24 protein-coding genes are annotated in these 24,497 nt (G+C 43.6%); 14 read left to right on the top strand and 10 right to left on the bottom strand.

Annotated features, from left to right (window positions below):
- Window positions 1-83: 83 nt before the first annotated feature.
- From DFP80_RS07840 to mtgA, 3 genes are all read right to left on the bottom strand, one after another.
- Window positions 84-1,742 (bottom strand): diacylglycerol kinase family protein, encoded by a 1,659-nt coding sequence (locus tag DFP80_RS07840; RefSeq protein ID WP_113916341.1) that lies wholly within the window; start codon window positions 1,740-1,742, stop codon window positions 84-86.
- A 466-nt stretch (window positions 1,743-2,208) separates the two neighbouring features.
- The gene (locus DFP80_RS07835) at window positions 2,209-4,137 is read right to left on the bottom strand and encodes a B12-binding domain-containing radical SAM protein (protein ID WP_113916245.1); all 1,929 of its coding nucleotides are present in this window, start codon (window positions 4,135-4,137) and stop codon (window positions 2,209-2,211) included.
- 97 nt (window positions 4,138-4,234) lie between these two features.
- The gene (gene mtgA / locus DFP80_RS07830; RefSeq protein ID WP_113916244.1) at window positions 4,235-4,912 is read right to left on the bottom strand and encodes a monofunctional biosynthetic peptidoglycan transglycosylase; all 678 of its coding nucleotides are present in this window, start codon (window positions 4,910-4,912) and stop codon (window positions 4,235-4,237) included.
- A gap of 203 nt (window positions 4,913-5,115) precedes the next feature.
- On the opposite strand from mtgA, the gene DFP80_RS07825 reads away from it, so the two are divergent.
- Window positions 5,116-5,838: a metal-dependent hydrolase gene (locus DFP80_RS07825; protein WP_113916243.1), complete on the top strand. Its 723-nt coding sequence runs from the start codon at window positions 5,116-5,118 to the stop codon at window positions 5,836-5,838.
- A 32-nt stretch (window positions 5,839-5,870) separates the two neighbouring features.
- On the opposite strand, the gene DFP80_RS07820 is transcribed toward DFP80_RS07825, so the two are convergent.
- From DFP80_RS07820 to DFP80_RS07805, 4 genes are all read right to left on the bottom strand, one after another.
- On the bottom strand, window positions 5,871-6,254 hold the full coding sequence (locus DFP80_RS07820) for a SpoIIAA family protein (protein WP_113916242.1): 384 nt from the start codon (window positions 6,252-6,254) through the stop codon (window positions 5,871-5,873).
- 200 nt (window positions 6,255-6,454) lie between these two features.
- The gene (locus DFP80_RS07815) at window positions 6,455-6,610 is read right to left on the bottom strand and encodes a DUF2256 domain-containing protein (RefSeq protein WP_113916241.1); all 156 of its coding nucleotides are present in this window, start codon (window positions 6,608-6,610) and stop codon (window positions 6,455-6,457) included.
- Between the two features lie 180 nt (window positions 6,611-6,790).
- A complete protein-coding gene (gene ykgO / locus DFP80_RS07810) occupies window positions 6,791-6,934 on the bottom strand; it encodes a type B 50S ribosomal protein L36 (RefSeq protein ID WP_113916240.1) in 144 nt (47 codons plus the stop codon).
- Window positions 6,934-7,194: a type B 50S ribosomal protein L31 gene (locus DFP80_RS07805; protein ID WP_113916239.1), complete on the bottom strand. Its 261-nt coding sequence runs from the start codon at window positions 7,192-7,194 to the stop codon at window positions 6,934-6,936. Before DFP80_RS07805 ends, ykgO begins: the two co-directional genes overlap by 1 nt.
- Window positions 7,195-7,649: 455 nt before the next feature.
- On the opposite strand from DFP80_RS07805, the gene DFP80_RS07800 reads away from it, so the two are divergent.
- From DFP80_RS07800 to DFP80_RS07790, 3 genes are all read left to right on the top strand, one after another.
- Window positions 7,650-9,176 (top strand): histidine-type phosphatase, encoded by a 1,527-nt coding sequence (locus tag DFP80_RS07800; protein WP_113916238.1) that lies wholly within the window; start codon window positions 7,650-7,652, stop codon window positions 9,174-9,176.
- A 116-nt stretch (window positions 9,177-9,292) separates the two neighbouring features.
- Window positions 9,293-10,222, top strand: a complete 930-nt coding sequence (locus tag DFP80_RS07795; RefSeq protein ID WP_158601357.1) for a porin — start codon at window positions 9,293-9,295, stop codon at window positions 10,220-10,222.
- Between the two features lie 385 nt (window positions 10,223-10,607).
- The gene (locus DFP80_RS07790; protein ID WP_113916236.1) at window positions 10,608-11,015 is read left to right on the top strand and encodes a hypothetical protein; all 408 of its coding nucleotides are present in this window, start codon (window positions 10,608-10,610) and stop codon (window positions 11,013-11,015) included.
- 57 nt (window positions 11,016-11,072) lie between these two features.
- Here the strand turns inward: DFP80_RS07790 and DFP80_RS07785 are convergent, their stop codons facing one another.
- From DFP80_RS07785 to DFP80_RS07775, 3 genes are all read right to left on the bottom strand, one after another.
- On the bottom strand, window positions 11,073-13,361 hold the full coding sequence (locus tag DFP80_RS07785; RefSeq protein WP_113916235.1) for a glycoside hydrolase family 3 N-terminal domain-containing protein: 2,289 nt from the start codon (window positions 13,359-13,361) through the stop codon (window positions 11,073-11,075).
- Window positions 13,362-13,449: 88 nt separating this feature from the next.
- Window positions 13,450-16,185, bottom strand: a complete 2,736-nt coding sequence (polA, locus tag DFP80_RS07780) for a DNA polymerase I (RefSeq protein ID WP_113916340.1) — start codon at window positions 16,183-16,185, stop codon at window positions 13,450-13,452.
- Between the two features lie 139 nt (window positions 16,186-16,324).
- Window positions 16,325-17,419, bottom strand: coding sequence for a GGDEF domain-containing protein (locus DFP80_RS07775; protein WP_241560235.1), 1,095 nt, complete (start codon window positions 17,417-17,419; stop codon window positions 16,325-16,327).
- Window positions 17,420-17,664: 245 nt separating this feature from the next.
- Between DFP80_RS07775 and DFP80_RS07770 the strand changes: the two genes are divergently transcribed.
- The 10 genes from DFP80_RS07770 (at window position 17,665) to DFP80_RS20815 (ending at window position 24,398) form a co-directional block, all read left to right on the top strand.
- Window positions 17,665-18,627 carry a homoserine kinase gene (locus tag DFP80_RS07770; RefSeq protein ID WP_113916234.1) on the top strand — a complete coding sequence of 321 codons (963 nt, stop codon included), beginning with the start codon at window positions 17,665-17,667 and terminating at the stop codon, window positions 18,625-18,627.
- A gap of 74 nt (window positions 18,628-18,701) precedes the next feature.
- A complete protein-coding gene (locus tag DFP80_RS07765) occupies window positions 18,702-19,265 on the top strand; it encodes a DUF1007 family protein (RefSeq protein WP_113916233.1) in 564 nt (187 codons plus the stop codon).
- Window positions 19,266-19,358: 93 nt separating this feature from the next.
- Window positions 19,359-19,994: a LysE family translocator gene (locus tag DFP80_RS07760; protein ID WP_113916232.1), complete on the top strand. Its 636-nt coding sequence runs from the start codon at window positions 19,359-19,361 to the stop codon at window positions 19,992-19,994.
- A 36-nt stretch (window positions 19,995-20,030) separates the two neighbouring features.
- Window positions 20,031-20,642, top strand: coding sequence for a MarC family protein (locus DFP80_RS07755; RefSeq protein WP_113916231.1), 612 nt, complete (start codon window positions 20,031-20,033; stop codon window positions 20,640-20,642).
- Between the two features lie 117 nt (window positions 20,643-20,759).
- Entirely contained in the window at window positions 20,760-21,716 is a 957-nt protein-coding gene (locus DFP80_RS07750; protein ID WP_113916230.1) for a nickel/cobalt transporter, read from the top strand.
- Window positions 21,716-22,213 carry a Fur family transcriptional regulator gene (locus tag DFP80_RS07745; protein WP_113916229.1) on the top strand — a complete coding sequence of 166 codons (498 nt, stop codon included), beginning with the start codon at window positions 21,716-21,718 and terminating at the stop codon, window positions 22,211-22,213. Before DFP80_RS07750 ends, DFP80_RS07745 begins: the two co-directional genes overlap by 1 nt.
- A complete protein-coding gene (znuC, locus tag DFP80_RS07740; RefSeq protein WP_113916228.1) occupies window positions 22,210-22,989 on the top strand; it encodes a zinc ABC transporter ATP-binding protein ZnuC in 780 nt (259 codons plus the stop codon). The genes DFP80_RS07745 and znuC overlap by 4 nt, the downstream gene beginning before the upstream one ends.
- 36 nt (window positions 22,990-23,025) lie before the next feature.
- Complete coding sequence (gene znuB / locus DFP80_RS07735) at window positions 23,026-23,817, top strand: zinc ABC transporter permease subunit ZnuB (protein ID WP_113916227.1); 792 nt, start codon at window positions 23,026-23,028, stop codon at window positions 23,815-23,817.
- Window positions 23,818-24,084: 267 nt separating this feature from the next.
- Window positions 24,085-24,243, top strand: coding sequence for a hypothetical protein (locus DFP80_RS20640; RefSeq protein ID WP_158601358.1), 159 nt, complete (start codon window positions 24,085-24,087; stop codon window positions 24,241-24,243).
- Between the two features lie 14 nt (window positions 24,244-24,257).
- Complete coding sequence (locus tag DFP80_RS20815; RefSeq protein ID WP_220150916.1) at window positions 24,258-24,398, top strand: hypothetical protein; 141 nt, start codon at window positions 24,258-24,260, stop codon at window positions 24,396-24,398.
- Window positions 24,399-24,497: the final 99 nt, after the last annotated feature.

The following is a 24,497-nucleotide window of genomic DNA, read 5'->3' as shown; positions in this document are numbered from 1 at the left end:
TGTTATAGATAGGATGATAGTGAAACCAGCACCTAATTTATATTAGTCTCTGGTTTAAACTATATTGTGAAAGGAGAGTAGGACTAGCTAACCACTGACTCAGGCACGATGACGCTTAATGACTTAGGTCTGACGAGCACTTCTAGCTTCTCTGCTTTACGTTCTTCGCCATCCACTACATAGTGACCAACTTGGCTTATATCCACTGTGACACGCTGTGCAGAACGGTGAAAGATCCCATTGTTGCCTTCAGGGCTATTGCTGTCTTCTGGTAAGTCTCTGTCTTCGTTTCTGTCGCCCATGCCTAGCATGGCTAATTCCGCTAAGTTCAATATCTGCATACGTTCAGGGTCTAACCAAGTTAGATCCAATTCACCATCTATAATATTAGGCACACCTTTACCTTGTGCTAATAAAGTGGTGATAGGTGCGGCATTGGCAATGGTTAAGCTCGGCGTCTTAATGGTAAAAGGTTCCTCATCGTTTAGCTGCACAGTAAACTCATGGACATTGTTTTGTCCGATGGCTTCCCATAAACCTTTCAAATAGGCAAGTTGACCACTGGTGTTCTTTTTACTGCGATCGGCTTTTTCAATCATCTGTTGTTCAAAGCCAACGCCAGCCAGCAATAGCATTAATTCGCCATTGCAGGTTGCTGTGTCAATGCGTTGCTCGCAGCCATCGATCAGGTTTAAGCAGATGGTTTCCAGTGGGGCGATTTTAGACATGGTGCCGCACAACACATGGCTTAACGCATTGGCAGTTCCAAATGGAATAATGCCTAATCTTATATTTGTCCCAATCATTGCCGCGGCGACCTCAGTGACAGTGCCATCGCCACCACAAGCAATGATCATATCTGGCGACGCTTTGACTGCTTCTTTGGCGAGATCTGTACCGTTTATTTCTGGTGTTGTGGTTTTTACCGTGATATCAAAATAGGCAGATAAATAACGTAAGATCAGGTCTTGTTGTTCTTCCCATTGGCGAGTACCAGACACTGGGTTAGCGATCAACCAAGCGGAGTTTTGCACCACTAAAAGCTTATTATCCAAGGCGCGTTTTAAATACTTAAACTGGCGCTTATTTAAACGAGCTGTTTGGCGAATTCCACGAATTTTATCCATTATGTCACTGGGTGATGACTTTGGGTTCTGGCTGAGCAAATACGCCGCCATCATAAATACCGAGCGGCCACGCCCCAAAGCACAATGTACAACAACGGAACGTCCCGTTTTACGATGTGTGTGTATCCAGTTTAGTGCCCGATGTATTTGGGTGTCGGAAGGAACAGAGTGATCAAGAATAGGAACGTTCAAATAATCCACATCAGCTTGGTATGACATCCAATTCAAAGAACTGAACTCTGCCGTCACGTCCAATACGGCACTGATATTCTCACTTTTGATTTGATGGATATCAGAGGGAAACAAACGTCTCGCAAGGTATAAACCTTTGTCTATTTTTTGTAACGCGGGAACAGAGTCCGTGCTTCTCGCCCAACTGTTATAAAGTTGTGTACTCCACAAAAATGGCATAAAGACCCAACGAACATACACGGGGACAGTGCCATCGGAACGTTTACGAAAAATAGTCGGTTTATTAAGTAGGTAGGCAAGACTGACAGTAAAAAAAGACAGGGCAAACCATGCCCAAGCGAGCTGAAAATAGATATTGCTGGTCATAATCACCAACAACACGAAGATAGCAGTGACTAATAAATAATAGTTTGGTTTAAACAAGGCCGCTCTCCTAGCATCCATCTATAAGTTAAAAGAGTACCACACCGCCTTCCAAAATAAAGGCAAGAACAAGTGATGATGCTGTAAAAGATGAAAGCAAACTACCAGAGTTTATTTAAAGTCAGGCTTGATATTGAGCGTTTAAATTCATTTTGATTCACCTGAAATGCATCGTGATAAGGGTAGGTTGATTCCCATCAACTTAATTTTGCATGACCAGCGTATCGCACTCTTTAACTGTTTAATTTAATCGTCTTTGATGCATACGTTGTTTCAATATGGAGGTGGATATTTCCTGAGTTTTAGGGGCGTAGAGGACGCTGATTTGCATCGTCCATGCGAGCGAAACCCCATCACGACTCAAATTATACGGTTAGCACACAGTATAATAAATCTACTGATTGTATGACGAGTTTAGCAAAGAACAAACACTAAAAATGCCTAGAGCAGTGGTCTCTTGAACAATTTAACTACTAATAATAAAGTCGTTTAAGGCTTTAGAAATCAGATCTTTTTTCACCAAAGTACGCTTCACCGATTTATCAAACCAAAAGTCCATTGGCTGATCAAAGCCGATACCGTGCATGTAGTTGTAGAGCGCTTTACGCAGCCCGTCGCCTAGCATGTCATGATCTGTCCCTGTTGGATCGGTGAAATCCACGTCGTTTTCTGCGAACAAAATATCGGGGCGTTCCGCGAGAGTGATGCCGTATTCTTCCGGATTAATACCAATCGGGCTGTGTGCAGTAGCTGCGAATCTGTGCCAGAAGGCCGATTGGAAACATTCTTGAGCCATCATCTGACGCACCATTTCTAGGGCATCAATGGTTTCTTGCTCGGTTTGTGTCGGGAAACCGTACATCAGGTAGGAATGAACCAGAATATCCGCATCGCTGAAGGCTTTGGTTACACGTGCCACTTGCTCGACGCTGACGCCTTTTTTCATCAGTTTAAGTAATCGGTCAGATGCTACTTCAAGGCCACCACTGACGGCGATACAGCCAGAATCCGCTAAAAGCTGGCAACGCTCGGGCGTAAACGTCTTTTCAAAACGAATATTGCCCCACCAACTGATCACTACGCCGCGTTCGATTAAACGTTTTGCTAAAGCAAACAAGGCTTTTGGCGGTGCCGCTTCATCAACAAAGTGGAAACCGGTCTGTCCGGTTTCTTCGATTAGCTCTTCTATACGATCCACCAAAATGTCCGCACCAGCGGCATCGTAGCGATCAATGTAATCCAGTGTCACATCGCAAAAGCTGCATTTTCGCCAGTAACAACCGTGGGCAATGGTTAGCTTGTTCCAGCGTCCGTCGCTCCAGATGCGGTGCATGGGGTTAAGCATCTCGCACAAAGATAAGTATTCGGTTAATGGTAAGCCGTCGTAAATCGGTGTGCCGACATCGGTTTGGGGAATATCATGCAGCTCGGCGTTTTCATTGTAGTGAACGTATGATTCGCCATTGTCGTCTTCAACAAGAAAGTAAGTGCGCACTAACTCATCGATTTCACGCTGGCCGTCAAAGAATTCTAGCAAGGTCATAAACGGGCGCTCGCCATCATCAAGACAGATAAAATCGACAAATTCAAACACGCGAGGGTCTTTCAACGCACGCAGCTCAGTATTGATAAAACCACCGCCCAACACGACAGGTAAGTCAGGGTTTATAGCTTTACAAGTTTGTGCGATACGCAGGGCGCCTAGCATATTGCCAGGGAAAGGCACGGTTAACGCCACGACGCTAGGTTGCGTTTCTTCCAAATATTGCTCGACCAATTGTTCTAGAATTTCAGAGCTGAAGCTCGGTTCACCCATTAACGTATTGTAGAGATCGTCAAAACTGGGATTGGCTGCTGCTAGGCGTTCGCCGTAACGACTGACCTCAAAATATGGATCGACACCTTGAGTAATGACGGCCGACAAATCATTGATAAATAGAGTCGCTAGGTACTTGGCTTTGTCTTGCACGCCAAGCTGACCAAAGGCCGTTTTTAGAATATCACCTGACACAGCTTCCATTTGTTCGATGGCATCAAACGCAGGGCCTTCTGGCAGAAAACGACGGGAAGTAATACGCAGGGCAAGGCTGGAATCTTTGCCTTGTAAAAAACGAATAACAGGTTCAACACAAAGGCGATAACGATCAAATTCGGCTAAAAAGGTAAAGATAGCATCGGGCAATTCATCGTCTTCAAAAGATTCGAAATTGTCCTCTACATGTTGACGAATAATATCCAGCGCAGGGGCTGTCATCATCTCAAGGAAAAGCTCAATAGCAGGGTCTCGTTGCATCGCTTCATATCCCCGAGAGCGCAAAAATCCGGTCAAATACGCCGTTGCTGGATACGGCGTATTCAGTTGCGTCATGGGAGGGGTCATCAGAAGAACGGTCATAGCTTGCCTTGAAAGTAATACCTAATCGGAACAAGGTGCGATTCTAGCACTTAAAGAAGAGTAGAACCCTTAAAAAATGATGTGTTATTGGCGCTTTCTACTCAAGAATCGGCTTGAGATAGTCAGGACCAAGCTGCTGCATTTGCACTTCAACCCAGTCGACACGCTGACGAAGATAATAGCTTAAATCATTCGGATTTCGAGTACGTGGGCTTGGTAATAATACGGCCAGTCGCGCTGCTTGGTTCATAGTGAGTTTGCTGGCAGAGCGGCTAAAATAATGCTGACTGGCGGCTTCTACGCCGTAAATACCTTTGCCAAATTCGGCGATGTTTAAATACACTTCTAGAATGCGTTTCTTGCCCCAAAATGCTTCAAGGCTCACCGCAAAGCCAGCTTCCAGGCCTTTGCGAATAAAGCTACGACCAGACCAAAGAAAGAGGTTCTTCGCTGTTTGCTGTGTAATAGTACTCGCACCACGAAGACCGTCGCCATCATCGTATTGGCTTAAGGCTTTACTGATGGCTGTGAAATCGACACCGAAGTGATCTGGAAAACGTTGGTCTTCAGAAGCCACTACCGCCAGCGGCATGTAAGACGGCAACTCATCAATGTCGATCCAAGTTTGCTTGACGGGATAATCGCTCTGCAGCATAAACGCTGTTGTAGGTGGCGGTATAAAGCGAAACACCAATAAAACAAGAATCATCAATAGCAAAGCGCGCCAAAGAATCGTCCAAGCTTTTTTGAAAATACCGCGTTTACGCTTTGCCATTTACTCTCTCTTAATTATTCGAACGAGGCTTTCTAGCCCGCGACAACCAAGAGTATAAACAATAACAGTGGTAAATCTTTAATGAATCTTTAGTTTTTGCTGCGCAGACTCTATACATTGATTCCTGTAGCATTCGGCCACCAAAATTCTATCGTCCGCAACATCGGATTTCATGTTACATCATAGCAATAGGGCATTGCCAAATGGCCAACTTTAAAACTCATGTTACTGTCGCTGCCGTACTCAGTGCTCCATTGGCAGCAAGTACGTTTATTATGGGCTTTGCCAATATGAATGAAGCCATTCTGTATGCTTTGGCTGGCACCCTTGGTGGATTACTGCCTGATATAGACGCCGACGACTCCGCCGCGATTCGATTGGTGTTTCGCTTGTTTGGGGCATTGGTCGCGGGTCTCGCTATCGCCTTTGGAGTGGACAAACTTATTCATTGGCAGGTACTAGCCCTGGCAATAGTGAGTTATCTTGTTGTGCGTTTTCCGCTACAAAAAGTATTTGAAACATTCACCATACATAGAGGAACGTTACACAGTCTGCTTGCCAACCTCATGTTTAGCGCCCTTGCCGTGCCTATCGCTTACCACCTGTTTGCCTTGGAGGCGAAAACCGCTTGGGGTATTGGTGCTTTTATCTTTCTTGGCGCGACGATTCACCTCATATTAGACGAGTTATATAGCATCGAGCTGTCTGGCATGCGCATCAAACGCTCGTTTGGTTCCGCGATGAAACTCACCGACTGGGGCGAGCCACTGGCTTCAGCCCTGTTAGTCGTTGGTTGTGTTGTGGGGTACTGGCTCAGCCCAAGCGCAGAAGCTTGGCTTGATGCTTTTGCTTGGTGGCCGGCGAATGTACAGTTATCAGATTGGTTTGTACAAGAGCTAAACGAATTACGTCAGCTTTGGGGCTAGGGGGGAAATTGGTTCAGCGGATCAAGACTGGCTTATGAAGCCATAACCCAGTCTGTCGCTTCTTTCTTACGTTTGAATACCTTAATGTCTGCTGAGATAAACCAGCTAATCACCCGAATTAATCTATTCTGCCAACGGCTTTTTCCATAGATGGCGATGCGATTAAACTCACCGCCAAGTCGTTGGCTTAGTAAGAATTTCGACCAAGCGCTTTTTATACTCCAACCTTCAAATTCACTAATGTCGACTAGCAATACTGCGTATGGAGAATGGATAGAATAAAGCGCAGCTTCTAGCTTGGGCGTGATGTTTTCAAAATCCATATCACTTGGATGGCCCGATGTTTTAATGTTAAGTAACAGTTTGTCGTTATAGCGCTTTGCATTTAGTGATACATCGTTCTCGTAGACAGACATAACTTGCTCGCTCCTGAGGCGTTTTAATTGATACTCATACTGTAAAACAAAGTAGGCTATTTAAAAGTTGATTAACTCAGCATAGATAGTCAGCAAGCCGGGTGGAATTTACGCTTTTTGTCATGAGTGTCAGCAAAGACAATAGAAAAAGGGGGAATAATAAATCGTAGGAGGTTAAGCAAGCCTTGCTTCATGTGGCATCACGCCAAGACAAGCGACTTTTTGCCTTGGCGTTTGCAGCGTTCAGAGCAGTATTTTACCTGCTGCCAATCGCGTTCCCATTTCTTACGCCATGTAAATGAACGCTGGCAGATCAGGCAAGTTTTTTCGGGTAAATGCGGTTTTTTATGAGTCATAGGCACATTTACGTAAAGGACACTAGATTGGGATCAGTGGAAACCTCAATCAAGTTAAGCCGCTTGTTGAACAGAGCGCTAAAAGGCGAAGCCAAATCTGAGCTTAATCTCCATTTGGCTCAAATTATGCGCATATGCAGAGCCGTTGTTAGTATCAGCAAGCTCTTCCTTCAAGTTCGCTTATTTCTTCTTACCACCTTTTCCTTGTACGGCTTTAAATCTTGGGTTGGATTTGCAGATTACATAAATACGTCCTCGGCGTTTGACGACCTTACAATCCTTATGGCGCTTTTTCGCACTCTTCAACGAAGACAATACCTGCATTATTTGCCTCCTTTGTAACTACCGCCATAACGGCGTTTGAAGTTCTGAACTCGCCCTTCAAGCTGTGTCGAACGTTGTTGACCTGTATAAAAAGGATGCGATGCAGAGGACACATCAATGGCGTGATAAGGGTAGGTTTTGCCATCCTTCCATTCTATTGTCTGGTCGGTCTGAAATGTCGAACCGATTAAAAAGTAGGTGTCTACGCTAGTGTCGTGAAAGACTACCGTTCGGTAGTCGGGGTGAATGTTATTTCTCATTATTCTATTCCTTTGACTAATTTAGATATGTTATATCATAACAAAACAATAATGAGAATCAATACCATTCTTTTTTTGAAAATATAAGAAAACGGCGATGGCATAAGAAAACACTGAAAGCACTTAAAGGTAATCAATCCGATATGACATTGGGGAATGAAAGGTTTAAAGAAGAGCTTAATTTTATCTGCCTCTAATGGCTAATTGTTTCCTCTGAGATCCCATCATAGCTCTGACATTAGAGGCACTTGGTACGTCTCGTTTTTGTTGGCTTTAAGTCCCAATTTTAGCCCAGGCAATCATCTCAAATGGAATAAATGGACGTTAGAGTAATATTGCACCTATGTGCAATATTCATTTTTATGCAATCAGGTTGTCACATTTACTGGTTACTGTTCCGCTTGTTTTTTGGAAATCGCATCATACCTGTTTCACTGTCACTTTTAGGAAAACTCATGAATCGTTATTCTCTCATCACTTCAGCAACGATCGCCTTGTTGAGTGCGTCTAGTAGCTTTGCTCAGTCTGTTGAATATCAATACAGCAGCAAGGCAATTTACGTACCTAAACAAGATTTAAACAGCTACGAAGCCGCACCTGATGGCTATAACATTGCTTATACGCAATTGGTTGAACGTCACGGAGCACGTGCATTATCAAGTCCTAAATACGATATCTTGACTAAGCAAGTATGGACGTTGGCGAAACAACGCGGTCAATTAACAGAGCTAGGTGAAAAACTTGGACCGATCACAGATCAAGTAACCGCCGCAAACAAAACGTTAGGCTACGGCTTACTTACAAAAATTGGTGAAGAAGAGCCTTCAGGTATTGCTACACGCATGGCTGAGCGTTTGTCACCGCTCATGCGGAATACATCCCAACAGCCAGTCTGCATCCAAGTGCAAACATCAGGTAAAGCGCGGGCCAATCAAACGGCCCATTTCTTCATGCAGTCGCTTGCAAAAGACGTTAATTATGTAAGTGATGATGCGGCGCAGTGTTATCAAGCCCAAACACAAGCCAATAAAATTGATAAGAAGATGGTCAATAAATACGAGCTTTACTCCCACAAAACCAATCCAGCGAAAAACGCCAATTATCAAGAGTACAAAGGCAATTATGAAGCGTATAAAGCGTTTAAAAAATCAGACAAGCTAGAGGCGGTCTTTGATGAACTCGCAAGGCTGCCGCAAACCACATTATTGGCTCGTGAGATGCTAGAGCGCATTTATACCAAAGAGTTTGTCGATTTCCTTGAGTATCAAATTTCTGATGACAAAAACTGCGATGTGTCGGCTGCAAATTGCTTTAAAACCAATACTCGAAAACCAGATGAAACAGAAGACGATTGGAAGTACGTGCAAAACGAAGTTGATGCGGCATCCAAACTTTATAATATGTTTATTATCGCGCCTGGGATGTTGCGCGAGGCCCAAGCACAAGGTGGTGAATGGGATCTGAAACAGTTTATTACGCCAGAAGAGTCCGCTTGGTTCGCTTACCAGTCTGATGCGGAAGATTTCTATGAAAAAGGGCCAAGCTTTGCGGATGGCCATGGTGTGACTTACAACATTGCGAAGCCCCTGCTAAAAGACATGTTCCATGAAATGGACGCCGTTGCGAACGACCGCCAAGCGGTTAAGCATGTCGCCAAACTTCGTTTTGCCCACGCGGAGCAAATTATGCCCTTGGCGGCGCTTCTGCATGTCGAAGGCAGCCAGAAATCCGCGGCCCCTGATGAACTTTATAGCCAAGCAAATAATGCATGGCGTGGCGGTTGGGTAACGCCTTACTCTGCGAACATTCAATGGGATCTGTTTAAAAGCAAAAAACCGAATAGTGCCACTTTGGTGAAGATGCTCTACAACGAAAAAGAAATTGGCTTTAAAGACGATTGTAACGTCTTTCCAGGCACTCAGTATTTCTACAGTTTAAATGAACTAGAACGTTGTTACCGCGATGAATTAAGCCTTCACTAGCGGTACATCACCACTTTCAGTACTAAATGAACTCTTTAATAAATTATAAACACTTTTCAATAAGGTGGGGTTGCTGTTGTCTAGCGACACGGACAAACCTCACCGAGGAACTTAAAATGAAACAGACAATTCTAGCAACCGCGATGCTTTCTTCTCTCACGACCACTTCCGTTATGGCGGCCACCATGGTTGATCAAGACGGCTTTAAATATCAATTGAATGGAGACATCCAAATTCAATTGCAAAAAGACAATGGTGCAAATAAAAACCTTTACGTGAACTTTGATTCTTTGAAATTTGATAACAAAGTCTCTTATCAACTAAGCAAGGATCTGAGTGCGTTTGGTCGAATCAAATTCGACTTTGACGACGCGGCTAACGATGATGAAGATCAAAATAGCGCGGCACTCAAAGACGCTTATGTCGGTTTTGCTTACCGTGATACTGCGCTGTCGGTTGGTAAGCAAGATTATGCCACGGATGAGTTTGGTGTGGCGGAGGACTATGAGATGGACTCGGACGATGTGGCTTTTGATGAAACGGATGGCGACGACGTGATCTTAGTAAACTTCGACCTAGACAAAGTTAACCTTATGCTTTCGACGGAGTTAAGAGCAGAAGGTGAAGACAGTGAAGACGAGCAATCATTTGATGCGTTTGCATCGTTTAATGTTTCAGACTTGGAATTCGCCGTCGCCTACCAAAATCGTGAAGTGGCAATTCATGGCGAAAAGATGGACTCGTATGGTGTGAGTGCCAAATACGATGCCGGCTTTGCGACCTTCGCAGCAGACTACTCGGAAGCGGAAGACACGTTAAAAGTCTATAACCTAGTGACCATGTTTGACGTAACCGACTCGACTACCATGGTGCTTGGTTATGTGAATAATAAACCTGAATCGGATGAAGAAGTTCATGAGTGGTATACCAACGTGACGTACGCGTTTCCTGAGTTTAAAGACGTAAAAGTCTTTGCAGAGCTTTCTAACACCAACAAAGAAGGCGCAGAAATGGCCTACGTTGCAGGAACAGAAATCGAATTTTAAACTCGGACACATGCCCTACTTTTCGGTAGGGCATGTCTTTTTCTAAAAAACAACTAAAACACGGTTAAACCAAATTTAGATAATAAATGCGACAACCTGGTTTTGTGGATTAACTACCGTAAAATGTGGTGTAGCTAGAGAGTTTAATTTTCATATGACCCCAATTGCTTGTAGAAACGCTTACTTACACATAGTCTGTAATCTTTTTCTTGAAAAAATGGAGATTTGTAAAAAAAATCTTAACTCTGTAAACATTTTCTTAGACTAAATTGCAGTTATGCGTATCCAACACCAAGTAACAATGCTTAAAATGTAACTATTATCTTAGCGAACGAAGCAGATTTAACTAAAATCTTAGCTTTGTAAAAATTTTTTGGTACTGAATATGACAAATACATCCGTAGGCTACGCTCACTTACTAGAGCGCGCAGATATCAAAGCGCTGCCGTATATCGAACTGAATCCCGTTAGAGCTAATATGGTCGCTCATCCAGCTGACTACAAATGGTCGAGCTATCGCTTTCATGCCCAGGAGTCACTGGATCTACAAAGTGAGCTTTGGCAACCGCATGAACTTTATCTCAAGCTTAGCCGTCAGCAGGAAACGCGAGCGAAGCGTTATCAAGCTTTATTCAAATGCCACATCCCAGAAGAAGAACTCGGACGGATTCGATCCGCTACGCATTCAGATATGGCACTGGGAAACGAACGTTTTAAAGAGGAGATCGAGAAGCTAACGGGTAGGCGAGTGACGCCAAAAAAGCGCGGTAGGAAACCGAGTCAGATGGATTAAATTTTCATCTGACTCCAATTGTTCATGCCCTCAATTTTTATTGATTTTATCAATTCTTTATTGAGTAGTATTGGATCTAGATAAAAAGTAATTCATTGTTTCTGTAACAAGAAGACCACCAATAAAAGTTATCAAACCAGTAAACATAACCGTATCAGGATCTTGATTGAAAAAAACTATTCCAGCAGTCATAGCAAGCAAACAAAACTTAAGTAATTTTGGTATCGAGAATATTAATCTTCTCTTTGAGTAGAACTCCCATTTGTGTGTTCTACTAGTGGCTTTAAAGTATATAAAAATTAAAAGTATCGATGATATTGTTAAGGATGAATAAAGTAGACCCTTTATGTAGGACTCTTTTTTAGTTTCTTTTTCATTTTTTTGTTTTTTTATGATTTTTAATTTCTCTATCTCCTTGTTTTTTATATCTACTTTTTTCTCAAGTTTTATTTTTTCTTCATAAAAGAGCTTTTCTAGTTCTGTGCTAAAGTAGATGATTTCTTTTGGAGAGATACCTTCGTACTTTGGGGGGCTAACATTCAAAGCGTTATGTACTGCTCCGTCTGAGATAGAAATTGGAGTTTCGGTTCTGTTTTTAGCATTAATTTTTCCGTCAATATACTCATGGTCTATATAAAAAGAAAGAGGGTCGTGTGAAAAGTTACCGATTATATTTATTCTATCTATAAAGAAAGGTTTTAATATAGATGGGCTGGCGTGCAAAAATACTACTATATTCTTGAAATCTATAGGAGATTTCAGACGAATATGATCCAGTATGTTTATGTGGTCGGGAGAACTTGCTGAAAAGAAAACTTTTTCATGTTCTTTAATTAACTTTAAGATTTTTGTCTTTTCTTTTTCGAATTTTGAACCGGAATAAGATTTTTCTAATTCGTGATTAGTGAAATTTTTTCTAAGACTATATTTTATGGGGGCTAGGAACTCCTTTTGACCTATGAAAAGAATTGAATTGCCACTTTTTGTTATTTTTAGATCATCTTCAGACCCTTTACTAACTTCAATTAAAGCATTTCTATACACTTCAAGCAGGAATTCTTCTTCATTATTGATATTTTCTAATCCAGATAGTGCTTCTGAAGTGTAATATTTATAAGAGCTAGAAGATGAGTTACTTAAATTGTTTATTTTTATTTTCAAAGTTAATATTTTTTCTAAAGACCGCTTGAACCTTTGAAGCTGGCTTTGGCTCTTTGATATTTCGCTCTCAAGTTCAGTAATTGCATCACTGATATCGACCGATTTAAAGCTAGTTCTTTTGGCGTGCTGTTTTCCTGAAACACTTGTTAGGTGTGAGAAAAGAAGCAGATCATTACCAGCATTAAAAGCTTCTTTTGAAATTACTGCAGGGTTAACTTGGTAAAAGTTCGATTCAAAATATTCTAGAGATGATTTCATGTCAGACAAATCATCAGTAATTAATATTTTTTCTTTAAAATTAGACATGTAGTCTTTGAAAAAGTTATGGCTTAAAGATGCGGGAGTATCTGAGTTATGTTCTTGAATAGTTAAGTGTGATGTCATTACACCGTCGAAATATGCATCTAACGATTTAAGATATTCGATCTCTTTTATAAGTGAATCATGTGAACCTATGTAATTTGACGGCTCTTCATGAGTATCTGAAAATGTTGAGCTATAGGATGGAAAGTGTTTAGAGAAAGAAATTATTTTGCTATTTTTCAACCCTTCTAGAAACTCTTTTATATGAGGTAGAGCTATATGTGCTTCACTTGAAAATGAGCGCATATATGTCATCTGATCTATTTTGTCTTGTTTGCTTCCATCAAGATCAAAAACTGGGCCTAATAATATATTCACGCCAAGTGACTTTAACTGAGCTGCGGCTAACCTCGCCGCATATCTTGACCATTTTGTATCCCCTGTCGATGATAAGACTAACGGATTTGGTGGTGGAAAAAGAGGGTATTTTACTGAAGTAAACCGATAACTTTCAAAGTCACTCATGACCATCAAAGGCGACTCTTTAAACTCCGTAGAAGATTTTAGCCTTTGAACAAAGTTGGCAGCATCCATTACAGCCGTATTTCTTTTTTCATTTTCAAGCTCACTGCTTGGCAAGTTGTAAGTATTGAGTATTATTCCTCCAATGTTTAAATCTTCAATAAGCTTTTTATAGTCACTACTCCCTGCGGTGTTTTTATAGTCAGTGGGTATGCCAACAACAAAAATCTGTCCAACTGATTTTTTTAAACCATGTTCTGATATATATTTATCTGCTAATGGAGTTGTAGTTGCGAAAGAAAAAGTAGAAATTATTAACTGTAAAATACAGAAAGTTATTGTTCTTAGAAAGTCATCCATGATGAATACTTATTATTGAATATTAATTTTATCCTGCCTTAATGGAATAACAAATCAGGCAGTGCTATTTTTATTAAATAGAGACGCTCTAATGCGCCTCGTCCCAGTTATCCCCAACTCCCGCTTCTACCAATAAAGGCACATCAATCTGACTACTATTCTGCATGATGTCGACAATCTTTGCCTGCGCAGCCTCTAAATCTTTCTCAGCCACTTCGAAGATGAGTTCATCGTGTACTTGCATGATCATTTTCACGTCTAGGTCGGTGTCGGCGAGCCAGTTATGCATGTTGATCATGGCGCGTTTGATGATGTCGGCGGCGGAGCCTTGCATGGGCGCGTTGATGGCGGTGCGTTCGGCGGCTTGGCGCATCATGGCGTTTTTCGCTTTGATGTCTGGCAGGTACAAGCGGCGGCCGTAGATGGTTTCTACGTAGCCTTTTTCTTTCGCGCTTTCGCGGGTGTTTTCCATGTATTGCTGTACGCCTGGGTAGCGTTCGAAGTAGCGTTTGATGTATTTGCCCGCTTCTGGGCGACCAATACCAAGCTGTTTCGCTAGGCCAAAGGCGGACATGCCGTAGATCAAGCCGAAGTTGATGGCTTTGGCGCGGCGGCGTTGTTCTGTGGTGACTTCGTCTAAGCTAACTTCGAAGACTTCCGCTGCGGTGGCTTTGTGCACGTCGGCGTCTTTGGTGAAGGCGTCTAATAGGCCCGGATCTTGCGACAAGTGCGCCATGATGCGCAGTTCCACTTGCGAGTAATCGGCCGCGACTAGCTTGTAGCCTTTAGGCGCGACGAACGCTTGGCGAATACGGCGACCTTCGGTTGAACGAATCGGGATGTTCTGCAAGTTCGGATCGGTGGATGACAAACGCCCCGTCGCGGTAATGGCTTGGTGGTAAGACGTATGAATGCGGCCGGTTTTCTGGATCATTTCTGGCAGTTTGTCTGTGTAAGTGGATTTCAACTTAGACAGAGTGCGGTGTTCCATGATCAAACGTGGCAGTTCGTGGTCTTGCGCCAGTTCTTGCAAGATTGGCTCGGCGGTCGATGGCTGGCCTTTTGGGGTTTTCTTGATCACTGGCAAGCCTTGTTTTTCGAACAAGATGACTTGCAGTTGTTTCGGCGAGCTTAGGTTGAAGCTTTCGCCTGCTTCTTCATGGGCTTTGATTTCCAGCTCTTGCAGCTTGCCAGCGATTTCTGCGCTTTGGGCGTGAAGCAGTTCTGGGTCGATCAAGGCGCCGGTTTGTTCCATTTTTGCCAAGACGGGAATCAGTGGGCATTCGATGTCTTTGAAAATGCTGACCAGTTCTGGCGTGGTGTCGATTTTCGGCCAAATGGCTTCATGCAAGCGTAAGGTGATGTCGGCGTCTTCTGCGGCGTAAAAAGCAGCCACTTCTAAGTCGATTTGGTTAAAGGTTTTTTGCTTGGCGCCTTTGCCGGCGATGTCTTCAAAGCTCACATTGGTGTGGCCGAGGAATTTACTGGCCAATGTGTCCATGTCGTGACGAGAGCTAACCGAGTTGTACACGTAAGATTCCAACATGGTGTCGTAAGCGATGCCGCGCAAGGTGATGCCATAGTTGTTCAATACGTTGGCGTCGTATTTTAGGTGTTGGCCGACTTTCGCTTGGCTGCCGTCTTCTAGCCAAGGTTTCAGCTGCTCTAACACCCAATCGCGGTCCAGCTGCTCTGGCGCGCCTTCGTAGTCATGGGCAACAGGTACATAGGCCGCTTCGCCTGCTTTGATGGAGAAGGACAAGCCAACCAGTTCCGCTGCCATGTAGTTCAGCGAGGTGGTTTCTGTGTCGAAGGCGACAAGGTCAGCGGCTTGGATTTTTTCTAGCCATAGGTTGAAGCTGGCTTTGTCTAAGACGGTGTCGTAGTTGGCTTCTAGGGTGGATTTAACTGGCGTTTCTACTTGACCGTCGTTGCCCACTGTGTCGCTGGCGGTTTCCACGCTTGGTGCTTTGTCTAGGTCGGTTAGCCAGGTTTTAAACTCCAGCTTGGTGAACCATTCACGTAGGGTTCCTTTGTCGGCTTCACCGTTTTTCAGTTCTTGAGGTTCGAAGGGCAGTTCTACGTCGCATTTGATGGTCGCCAAGGTGTAAGACAGCTCGGCCATCTCTTTGTTGTCTTCCATTTTTTGCTTCAAGGTTTTTGAACCACGAAAGCCCAATGCGGCGATCTCGTCTAAGCGTGTGTATATCTCTTTGATGCTGCCTAAACCTTGCAGCAAGGCGAGGGCGGTTTTTTCGCCTACGCCTGGTACGCCAGGAATGTTATCGACTTTGTCGCCCATCAGAGCGAGGTAATCGATAATGAGTTCCGGCGGAATGCCGAATTTGTCTTTCACGCCTTGGATGTCCATGACGGTGTTGTTCATGGTGTTCACAAGAGTGACTTTGTCGGTAACCAGTTGTGCCATGTCTTTATCGCCCGTGGAAACGATAACTTCGCGGCCGGCTTCGCCCACTTGTTTGGCGATGGTGCCGATGACGTCGTCGGCTTCTACGTTGTCGATGATAACCAGTGGCAAGCCCATGGCTTCGACCATGCGATGAATCGGTTCGATTTGTGGGCGTAGATCGTCAGGCATCGGCGGACGGTGCGCTTTGTATTCGCTGTAAATGTCGTCGCGGAAAGTTTTGCCTTTGGCATCGAAGATGATGACCATGGGGGAATCTGGGTAGGTTTTGATTAGGCTGCGGATCATGCTGATCACACCGCGCGTGGCGTTGGTCGGGTGGCCGCTGCTGGTGCTCATCGGTGGAATCGCGTGGAATGCTCGGTAAAGGTAAGACGAACCGTCTACCAAGATCATCGGTGTTTGTGTCGTAGAATCCGTAGCCAAAATAGAACCTCTTTGTGAATCGGCAAATATGCTGTCTATTCTATGTGTTTGAGCGTGTTTTTACAGTCTAAATGGCAGATAAGTTTTGAAAGCAGGTTTTGCGGCCGGACTAACTCGCTTTTGGGTAGGGTTGTGTTAGCTTGTCGCTGTACATAATGGATTGGTTGCGACCATTATTTTTTGCTGTATAGAGTGCTTTATCAGCTTGTTCGATGAGTTTTAAGAAATCATCGTGATGTTCAATGGTTGAGATGCCAACACTGGCGGTGACTTTTCCTACGGATTTATAGGGTAAGGTGCCTAATGTATGTTGAAACATAGAACCAATAAAAGGCAGTGTGTTGGCTTTGGGGTTGAGCAATATTACAGCAAACTCTTCTCCGCCCCAACGCGCTATAGTGTGCTTTTCAAAGTAAATAGTGCGAAGGCGCGACGCAATTTCAACCAACACGCGATCACCAATTGAGTGACCATAGCGATCATTTATTTGTTTGAAATGGTCTACATCAATCAGCAGTACGCCAATTTTATCATCCTGTTTTAGTTGCTCTAACCAAAAACTTAAACCTCTACGGTTGTATATATCGGTTAAATAATCTCGACCTGCTTCTTGTTCGTAACGGCGTAAATCACCAGTGACTTTGTTGATGTGCCGACGAATGCTTTTTTGATAGGGAAAAACAAGGTAGAGCAATAAACTCGCAGGGCCAAAAGTACCTATGAGTTCATAGCCACGAGGTGTTTGTAGTTCTTCAGGATGACTGAGCAGGTAGCAAATAATAGGTATAGCAATGGATGCCCACATGAGCATGATGTAGCGCTTATATTGCTTTGGCAACATGATAATGCCCAGTATAATAACCGCCATTATTAATCCGCTAATCGGTGGGTACACATCTATAAAGCGCCATTCACTTCGCCATGACATCACCACGTAATAAATAGTGGAAGGCGAAAAGGTCAAAATGAAAAAAACCACATAAAAAATAATGATTTTGTTGATGTCTGTATGTGGGTTGTAGCGATAATAGATCAAGACGATAAACAGCATAAGCGCATCAAGACTTGGAATGATTGAGTCTATGATGTGCGCGGACGGGTAGACATTAAAAAAAATGGCGAAGGCGGCGCTAGTGAAAAAAGAAGCGATAAGCAGCCGATAAACGGCTGAAACAGTGATCTTTGTTTCATCGTCATGTTTCATTATAAAAGTCTTTTGTTTGAGTCTGTTTTCTAATAATAGATGGCTTCTGCAGAATTTGCTGTGGCTCCTTGGTGACGACATGTCTCTTTAATTAACGTGCTGGTAACAGAAAAGTGGATTGCTCGATAAAATGTGCACATAAAAAGGCCAATTTACGTTAGTTAGAATTGACCTTTCGGAGTTAATTGTAGAGCATAGACAATTATTTTTTATTCCATCTCTTTTCGACAACAATAGGTAAAATCTTGGCTGTTTACACTTCCCTTTCGGACTCTGACATGCGTGCCTTAGTGGCCGATTATTATTTAGGTGAACTGGTTTCGTTCCAAGGCATTTCCGGAGGGGTAGAAAACACCAACTACTTTCTGACGACAACTACTGGAAAGTATGTGGTGACCTTGTTTGAAGAGTTTGATTTAGACGAAGTACCGTACTTTTTAGACGTTGTAGCCCATTTAAAACACAAAGGTTTTAATGTTCCAGCTGCTTTGATTGACATTCATGGTGAGCGACTACGTGAAGTCAATGGTCGTCCGACTATTATAGTTGACTGTTTTCCCGGTGGAGAGCTAAAAGGTACGGATGAAAACTCCTGCCGATTAATGGGTGAAGCCTTGGCGAAATTGCATATTGCTGGCGAAGATTTCCCCGTGCATCGTGATAGTCACCGTGGCGTGGCTTGGTGGCACAAAACCAGCAAAGCCATTGCTGACCAGTTAGAACCAGAACAAGCGCAATTATTGTTGTCTCAAATCGCTGAATTTGACGATTTTATTGCGCAACATCCTGACTTACCAAAAACCACCATCCATGGGGATTTGTTCTATAACAACACCCTGTTCGAAGACAATAAATTGTCTGCCATTATTGATTTCTACAATGCTTGCCATTCTTGGGTGATGTACGATTTGGCTATTGTAGTCAATGATTGGTGTTCTGATATGGCGACGGGCGAATTGGATAAAGCCAAATATAAGGCGTTAATAAAGGCCTATTTGCACGAGCGTGAAGCCAGCCCAGAAGAAGTGTTGGCTTGGCCTTATATGTTGAAAATAGCCGCGCTGCGTTTTTGGTTGTCTCGCTTAGAAGCATGGCATGGCGCGAAGCACGACCCTGAACGTTTGGCTCAACAACATGACCCGCTTGAGTTTCAACGTATTTTAGAAGCACGAGTGCGTTATGCTCCGAGCTTAGTTGAGTTCCAATAAAGCTCTGTTTTTTTAGAGCGCTGTTTTTTTAGAGCGCTGTTTTTTAGAGAGCCATTTTCAAAAAGGTGATAGCGATGCGTTTTTTATTGTGTTTGTGCGTTACCGTTTTGTTTGCTGGATCAGCCATGGCGCATCCTCATGTTTGGGTGGATTCGCAGTACCGAGTCAAGGTAGATCAAGAGAGTATTAATACGCTTGAGGCAACATGGAGTTTAGACCTTTTTACGTCCACAAGCTTGATTGCCGAATACGATGTCGACAGTGATGGAGAACTGAAAGGCCAAGAAAAGCTGGATATGATCGAAGTGCTGAAGAGTTTTGATAAATACGGTTATTTTATCAAAATGAAGCAAGATGGCGTTGATTTGGTACAAAAAAGCGTGCGTATTATCGACGTCCGTATCCGCGATCAAATATTGTGGATTCGTTTAGGGATTGATTTGCCAGCCCCTGTGAATCTTGAAACATCGACTTTAAGTCTGGCCTTTGGCGACGATGAATTGTATTTTGCTATGGAGCCTTTGGAAGAAGGCCTAGTGCGTTTGTCTGGCGCCTTATCTGAGATTTGTACACCGATTGAACGTGAAGCAACAGAAACGTCGGTAGCTGTGTGGGTCGATTTGACCTGTGAACCTTAATTGAGTCTTTTCACGTCTATATACTGATGGCAATCTTGTTAAAAATAGACTAAAAAGTGCTCATATATCACTTATAAATAAAGGCTGAAATACATGTTAGAGCATTTTCAATGGTTGCCTTTCTTAGCGGCTATCGCGGTACTGACGATGAGTCCGGGCGTGGATACTATTTTGGTCATGCGTAATGCTGCGTCAGGTGGTTGGCGCTTGGGCTTTTTGACCAGTTTAGGAATATGCATGGGATTATTCGCCCATGCAACAGTATCAGCATTAGGTTTGTCTGTGATTTTGCTTGGTTCTGCTGGTTTGTTCACTGCATTTAAGTTGGTGGGTGCGGCCTATCTTGTGTACTTGGGCGTGCAAGCCATTCGCAGTGCAATGAAGCCTGTTGGTATGACGTTTAAAGACGCAAAAAATCCTAAATTACTGACGGCGTGGGGCAGTTTTCGTCAAGGTGTTTTATCTAACGTTCTTAATCCAAAGCCGATTATTTTCTACATGGCATTTTTGCCGCAATTTATTGATCCGAGTCATTCTGCGTTGGTTCAATCTCTTTTTATGGCCTCACTTCACTTTATCATAGCGATGTTGTGGCAAACGTTTCTTGCGCTTATGGTACATAAAGCGCGAGTTTGGCTGGCGCGACCAAAAGTGGCGTTTGTCTTAGATGGCTTAACCGGCGTATTGCTGTTGGGCTTTGGTGTAAAACTCGCACTGAGTCAACGCTGATCGCGTAACTGTGTGCTTTTCTGGTGATTCCCTTAAATGAGTTTATTGATCTCGACTTGGATTAAGTTTTTCTTTCTCTTTGCGCCGTTTTTTGTGTTGTCTATGTTTCTTGCGTTAACGCGCGGGGAATCGTCAGCTTCTCGTCGGCAGGTGGCAAATAAAGCCATTATTGCCTCAGTGGCGATTTCTATTGTGCTGCTATTTTTTGGTGGCAGTTTGTTCGCTGTGTTAGGCATCACGTTAGACTCTTTCCGGATTGGTTCTGGTATTTTGCTGTTTATGTCTGCTTTGAGTTTGGTGCGTGACGGTACTCGCAACCATGCGGTTGGCATGCCAAGCGAAGAGCGTGACGATATATCTGTTGTGCCATTGGCCGTACCAACGATTATCGGGCCTGCGACCATAGGTACGATTCTGGTTTATGGTGCTGAGCTACAAGGCTGGGATTTGTTTATTGGCTTGTGCGGCTTGTTGTTGGCATTAGGTACTTTAGTGCTTATTTTGTATTCTGGTTCTTTGATTGAGAAGATACTGGGTCGGACAGGCTTGAACGTATTGTCAAAAATTACTGGGTTGATTTTGGCGGCCATGGCAGCACAAATCTTTATGAGCGGCGTGATGGGCTTTTTACATCCTGTCGTTAATTAATATGTAATGATGAATTAAACATTGTACAAAATGCGGCGTTTCTAGGCTTTGGCTTCTCCTTGGGTTTTAGTTGTTATATCATAACAAAATTATATCCAATTTCGGTGAGAGCCAATTATGGCAAAGAACGTCGCTTTTTTATTGTTATCTTTTTTATGTCTCAACTCGCCTCTTTATGCCTCTATGGATTTTGCGGTGTACCAAGATTTTATCCAATGGGTTATTTCTCAACAGGCTACTTTTCATCGTGAATTGGTGTCTTTAGTTCGTTCTATCAGTAAAGGCGGCAGTCCGGTTTTGTTGTGGGGATTAATCTCGACGAGCTTCTTTTATGGCGTGTTTCATGCGGCAGGGCCGGGGCACGGTAAGGCGGTAATTTCGGCGTATATGCTGGCGAGTAAAGCGCCTTTACGTCGTGGTATTAGCTTGGCATTTGTATGCGCTGGCGTTCAGGCTTTAATGGCGGTGTTGGTGATTGTCGTGCTGAGCCAAGTGTTTTCCTTGGCCGGAAAAGCCATGCAAATCAGTCGCTTTTTTGAAGTGGCGAGTTTTGCTGCAGTTGGCTTGATTGGTGTGTGGATTCTTGTACGTTTATTACGTGGCCAGTCAGGTTGTGGTCATGATCACTCAGAAGAAAGCCATTCACAAGATCACCTTGAAGAGCATCACGACCATTCTCATGATCACCACCACGGCCATTCTCATGCATGTTGTACGCATCATACAGACGAAGCGAAGACTGCTCGTCGTAGTATTTGGGCGATGGTAGCGGCAGTGGGTATTCGCCCTTGTACAGGGGCTATTTTGGTTTTGTTATTTTCTCTAAGTACGGGCATTTTTGTCTGGGGCCTGGTGGCTACTTTTGCCATGGCGCTAGGAACGGCTATTACGGTTTCTGCATTGGCAGGCGTTAGCGTTTTTGTTCGAGATACCGGTTTTGCGTTAAGTAGTGAGCATCGCGTTTGGCGACAACGAGTGTCGCGTGCTTTTGGTTTTATTGCTGCTTTCGCTTTGATCATCATCAGTACTTCAATGATTTGGAGTTACTTAAGTAATGTAGGAAGGGCTTTCTAATGAAGCATGAAGACTCACCACATACGCATCATAATCATAACGACTGTATTGATACGGCGTTAGATACGGCGGAAATTTTGTGTGCCCAGCAAGGCCAGCGTTTGACGAAAGTACGTCGACGCGCTTTGGAATTGATCTGGGAAAGCCATCGCCCACTTGGCGCTTATCAGCTATTGGCGAAGCTAGCAGAAGAGGGCTTTAACTCTGCGCCACCAACTGTGTATCGCGCGTTGGATTTTTTATTGGGTGCTGGTTTGATTCACAAAGTGGAATCGATGAACGCTTACTTGGGCTGTGCTCATGCAGACAAAGCCCACAAAGGGTATTTCTTAATTTGTGACGAATGCCACAATGTTATGGAATTTGATTACCAAGATATTCACGCCGCATTGATTGAAAAAGCGACTCATCAAGGGTTTGAGCTACGCGCAGAAACCATTGAATTAACAGGCTTATGCGCAAAATGTAAGGCGAAACCTGCAGGAGCAAGCGCGTGAATAAACGATTGGTCGCTTTTGATAAAATTGGTATCTCGTTTGATGGTCGGGTACTACTCGAAAACATTGAAATGACGATTAGCGAAGGTGAGATTGTTACCCTGATCGGCCCCAATGGTAGCGGAAAAAGTACATTGATTCGCACCTTGCTAGGTCTACAAGAGGCCACATCAGGTGAAATAGTAAGGCACAAGACGTTGCGTATCGGCTATATGCCACAAAAGCTGCATATCGATCCGACTTTGCCGTTAACGGTAAAGCATTTTTTGGCCTTAGTTCGTGGCGTTGATAAACAGCAAATTCTGCCTACGTTAGAGAAACTTGGCATTGGTCATTTGCTGAGATCACAAGTGCATGTGTTGTCTGGTGGTGAAACTCAGCGCGTTTTGTTGGCACGAGCTTTGTTGAATAGACCTAATTTGTTGGTGCTAGACGAGCCAGTGCAAGGTGTGGATGTAAATGGTCAGGTGGAGCTTTATAACCTGATTGAAAATATTCGTAATGAGCTCAATTGTGGCGTGTTAATGGTGTCTCATGATCTGCATCTGGTAATGGCGAAAACAGATACTGTGGTGTGTGTCAATCAACATGTTTGCTGTTCAGGTAGCCCACAACATGTCACCGGTCATCCAGCTTACCAAGCTTTGTTTGGTGTGCCTGGTGCAGATGAATCCATCGCAATTTATGCCCATCAGCATGATCATGTGCACGATGATCATGGTGGTATTTTGTCTGGCAAGGATGATGATGCGCACGCCAATTGTAAACATCATTAATACCCCCAGTTAGTAGATTTTGGAGTTCGTAATCGTATGTTAGATCTTTTGCTCAGAGCCTTGTTAGGCGGATTGGGTGTGGCGTCTGTCGCTGGCCCGTTAGGGGCGTTTGTTGTGTGGCGACGCATGGCATATTTTGGGGATACCTTGGCACATTCGGCTTTGTTGGGCGTCGCGTTAGGTTTTTTATTAGACATCAATTTGAATCTTGCCATTATTGTTTTGTGTGTGGGTTTGGCATTGGTGCTGGTTACTTTACAGAAGAAACACATTATTGCGACGGATACTCTTCTGGGGATTCTGGCCCATTCTGCTTTGTCTCTTGGCTTGGTCGCGGTCAGCTTTCTCGATAACATTCGTATTGATTTGATGGCGTATTTGTTCGGGGATCTATTGGCCATTAGCCAAGTTGATGTGTATTGGATTTATGGTGGTGGTTTGGCGGTTATTGCGCTGTTGGTGACTTTTTGGAAGCCGTTATTGGCGGTGACGGTGAACGAAGAGCTGGCTAAAGTGGAAGGCTATCCGGTTGAAGCGATTCGATTATTGCTTATGTTGCTGGTGGCTTTAGTGATTGCTGTGGCGATGAAGATAGTCGGTGTTTTGCTGATAACGTCTTTGATGATTATTCCAGCTGCGACGGCGCGTAAGCTATCAAGTACTCCGGTACAAATGGCGTCGTTTGCTAGCTTGATTGGTTGTTTGTCTGTATGTGGTGGCTTGTGGGCATCTTATCGTTGGGATACACCAACAGGCCCAAGCGTTGTGGTATGTGCGGCCTTGTTGTTCTTGATTGCTTATACCTTGCCGTTTAAAAGACTGCGTTAGCATGATTCAAAGACGTGTGTTATTCAAAGCCAACATGTTTATGTTGGCTTTTTTGTAAGAAATTTTCGATCTATCTAATCTTAAAAGTGACCGGCTGTGGTTTTGTTATTGGTTGTTGTTCGCTCTGTTCTTGTCCGTAAGGTTTTTTACGTTTTGCCCAGCAATAATATTAGTCGCGTAGTGGATTAGTATGTCGCGTTAGTAGAATTAAGCGGTGAATTGAAATTGGATACAGAGGCTAGATAAGTCGAAGAAACCGCTCGCTCTGTGGCAAAGTTGAATGAAATGGCGGCCTCAATGGACACCATGATTATTAAAATCAGGCAATTATCGACACAAATTTTGTCTGAGATGCCTCATGGACAGGAGAAAATGCATCAAGGTGTGACTCAGATTGAAGGTGACGTCACCCACTTAGCCAGTTAGAAACCGATGCGCAGGTGGCCAAACAGAGATTACAAGGCTTAGCTGACTTGGTTGATAAACAAGTACAAGAAGCTTCTAGGATTGCGGAGCACATTGCTCAAATTGTTAAGGTATCGATTAATAATGATACGACTTCGACCAAGCTGGACATTTAATTGGCGACTTATCCAGTGCAGCTGAGCCAACTTATGAAGAGGCTTCCCGTTTTGTTTTGAAGAAATAACGATCAATTGTTTGACTTGAGTGCCTTCAAT

Source organism: Marinomonas rhizomae (assembly GCF_003315485.1).
GTDB classification, from domain to species: domain Bacteria; phylum Pseudomonadota; class Gammaproteobacteria; order Pseudomonadales; family Marinomonadaceae; genus Marinomonas; species Marinomonas rhizomae.
This window is presented reverse-complemented; position numbering and strand designations above follow the sequence as displayed.

What these genes read in the sequence shown, in the direction of transcription:
- DFP80_RS07745 (WP_113916229.1), top strand. Translation starts at nt 21,716, where the DNA reads ATGAAGCATGAAGACTCACCACATACGCATCATAATCATAACGACTGT.
- DFP80_RS07760 (WP_113916232.1), top strand. Translation starts at nt 19,359, where the DNA reads ATGTTAGAGCATTTTCAATGGTTGCCTTTCTTAGCGGCTATCGCGGTA.
- DFP80_RS07790 (WP_113916236.1), top strand. Translation starts at nt 10,608, where the DNA reads ATGACAAATACATCCGTAGGCTACGCTCACTTACTAGAGCGCGCAGAT.
- polA (WP_113916340.1), bottom strand. Translation starts at nt 16,185, where the DNA reads ATGATCTTGGTAGACGGTTCGTCTTACCTTTACCGAGCATTCCACGCG.
- DFP80_RS07805 (WP_113916239.1), bottom strand. Translation starts at nt 7,194, where the DNA reads ATGAGAAATAACATTCACCCCGACTACCGAACGGTAGTCTTTCACGAC.
- DFP80_RS07800 (WP_113916238.1), top strand. Translation starts at nt 7,650, where the DNA reads ATGAATCGTTATTCTCTCATCACTTCAGCAACGATCGCCTTGTTGAGT.
- DFP80_RS07750 (WP_113916230.1), top strand. Translation starts at nt 20,760, where the DNA reads ATGGCAAAGAACGTCGCTTTTTTATTGTTATCTTTTTTATGTCTCAAC.
- DFP80_RS07785 (WP_113916235.1), bottom strand. Translation starts at nt 13,361, where the DNA reads ATGGATGACTTTCTAAGAACAATAACTTTCTGTATTTTACAGTTAATA.
- DFP80_RS07820 (WP_113916242.1), bottom strand. Translation starts at nt 6,254, where the DNA reads ATGTCTGTCTACGAGAACGATGTATCACTAAATGCAAAGCGCTATAAC.
- DFP80_RS07755 (WP_113916231.1), top strand. Translation starts at nt 20,031, where the DNA reads ATGAGTTTATTGATCTCGACTTGGATTAAGTTTTTCTTTCTCTTTGCG.
- ykgO (WP_113916240.1), bottom strand. Translation starts at nt 6,934, where the DNA reads ATGCAGGTATTGTCTTCGTTGAAGAGTGCGAAAAAGCGCCATAAGGAT.
- DFP80_RS07795 (WP_158601357.1), top strand. Translation starts at nt 9,293, where the DNA reads ATGAAACAGACAATTCTAGCAACCGCGATGCTTTCTTCTCTCACGACC.
- DFP80_RS07765 (WP_113916233.1), top strand. Translation starts at nt 18,702, where the DNA reads ATGCGTTTTTTATTGTGTTTGTGCGTTACCGTTTTGTTTGCTGGATCA.
- DFP80_RS07825 (WP_113916243.1), top strand. Translation starts at nt 5,116, where the DNA reads ATGGCCAACTTTAAAACTCATGTTACTGTCGCTGCCGTACTCAGTGCT.
- DFP80_RS07835 (WP_113916245.1), bottom strand. Translation starts at nt 4,137, where the DNA reads ATGACCGTTCTTCTGATGACCCCTCCCATGACGCAACTGAATACGCCG.
- znuB (WP_113916227.1), top strand. Translation starts at nt 23,026, where the DNA reads ATGTTAGATCTTTTGCTCAGAGCCTTGTTAGGCGGATTGGGTGTGGCG.
- mtgA (WP_113916244.1), bottom strand. Translation starts at nt 4,912, where the DNA reads ATGGCAAAGCGTAAACGCGGTATTTTCAAAAAAGCTTGGACGATTCTT.
- DFP80_RS07815 (WP_113916241.1), bottom strand. Translation starts at nt 6,610, where the DNA reads ATGACTCATAAAAAACCGCATTTACCCGAAAAAACTTGCCTGATCTGC.
- DFP80_RS07775 (WP_241560235.1), bottom strand. Translation starts at nt 17,419, where the DNA reads ATGAAACATGACGATGAAACAAAGATCACTGTTTCAGCCGTTTATCGG.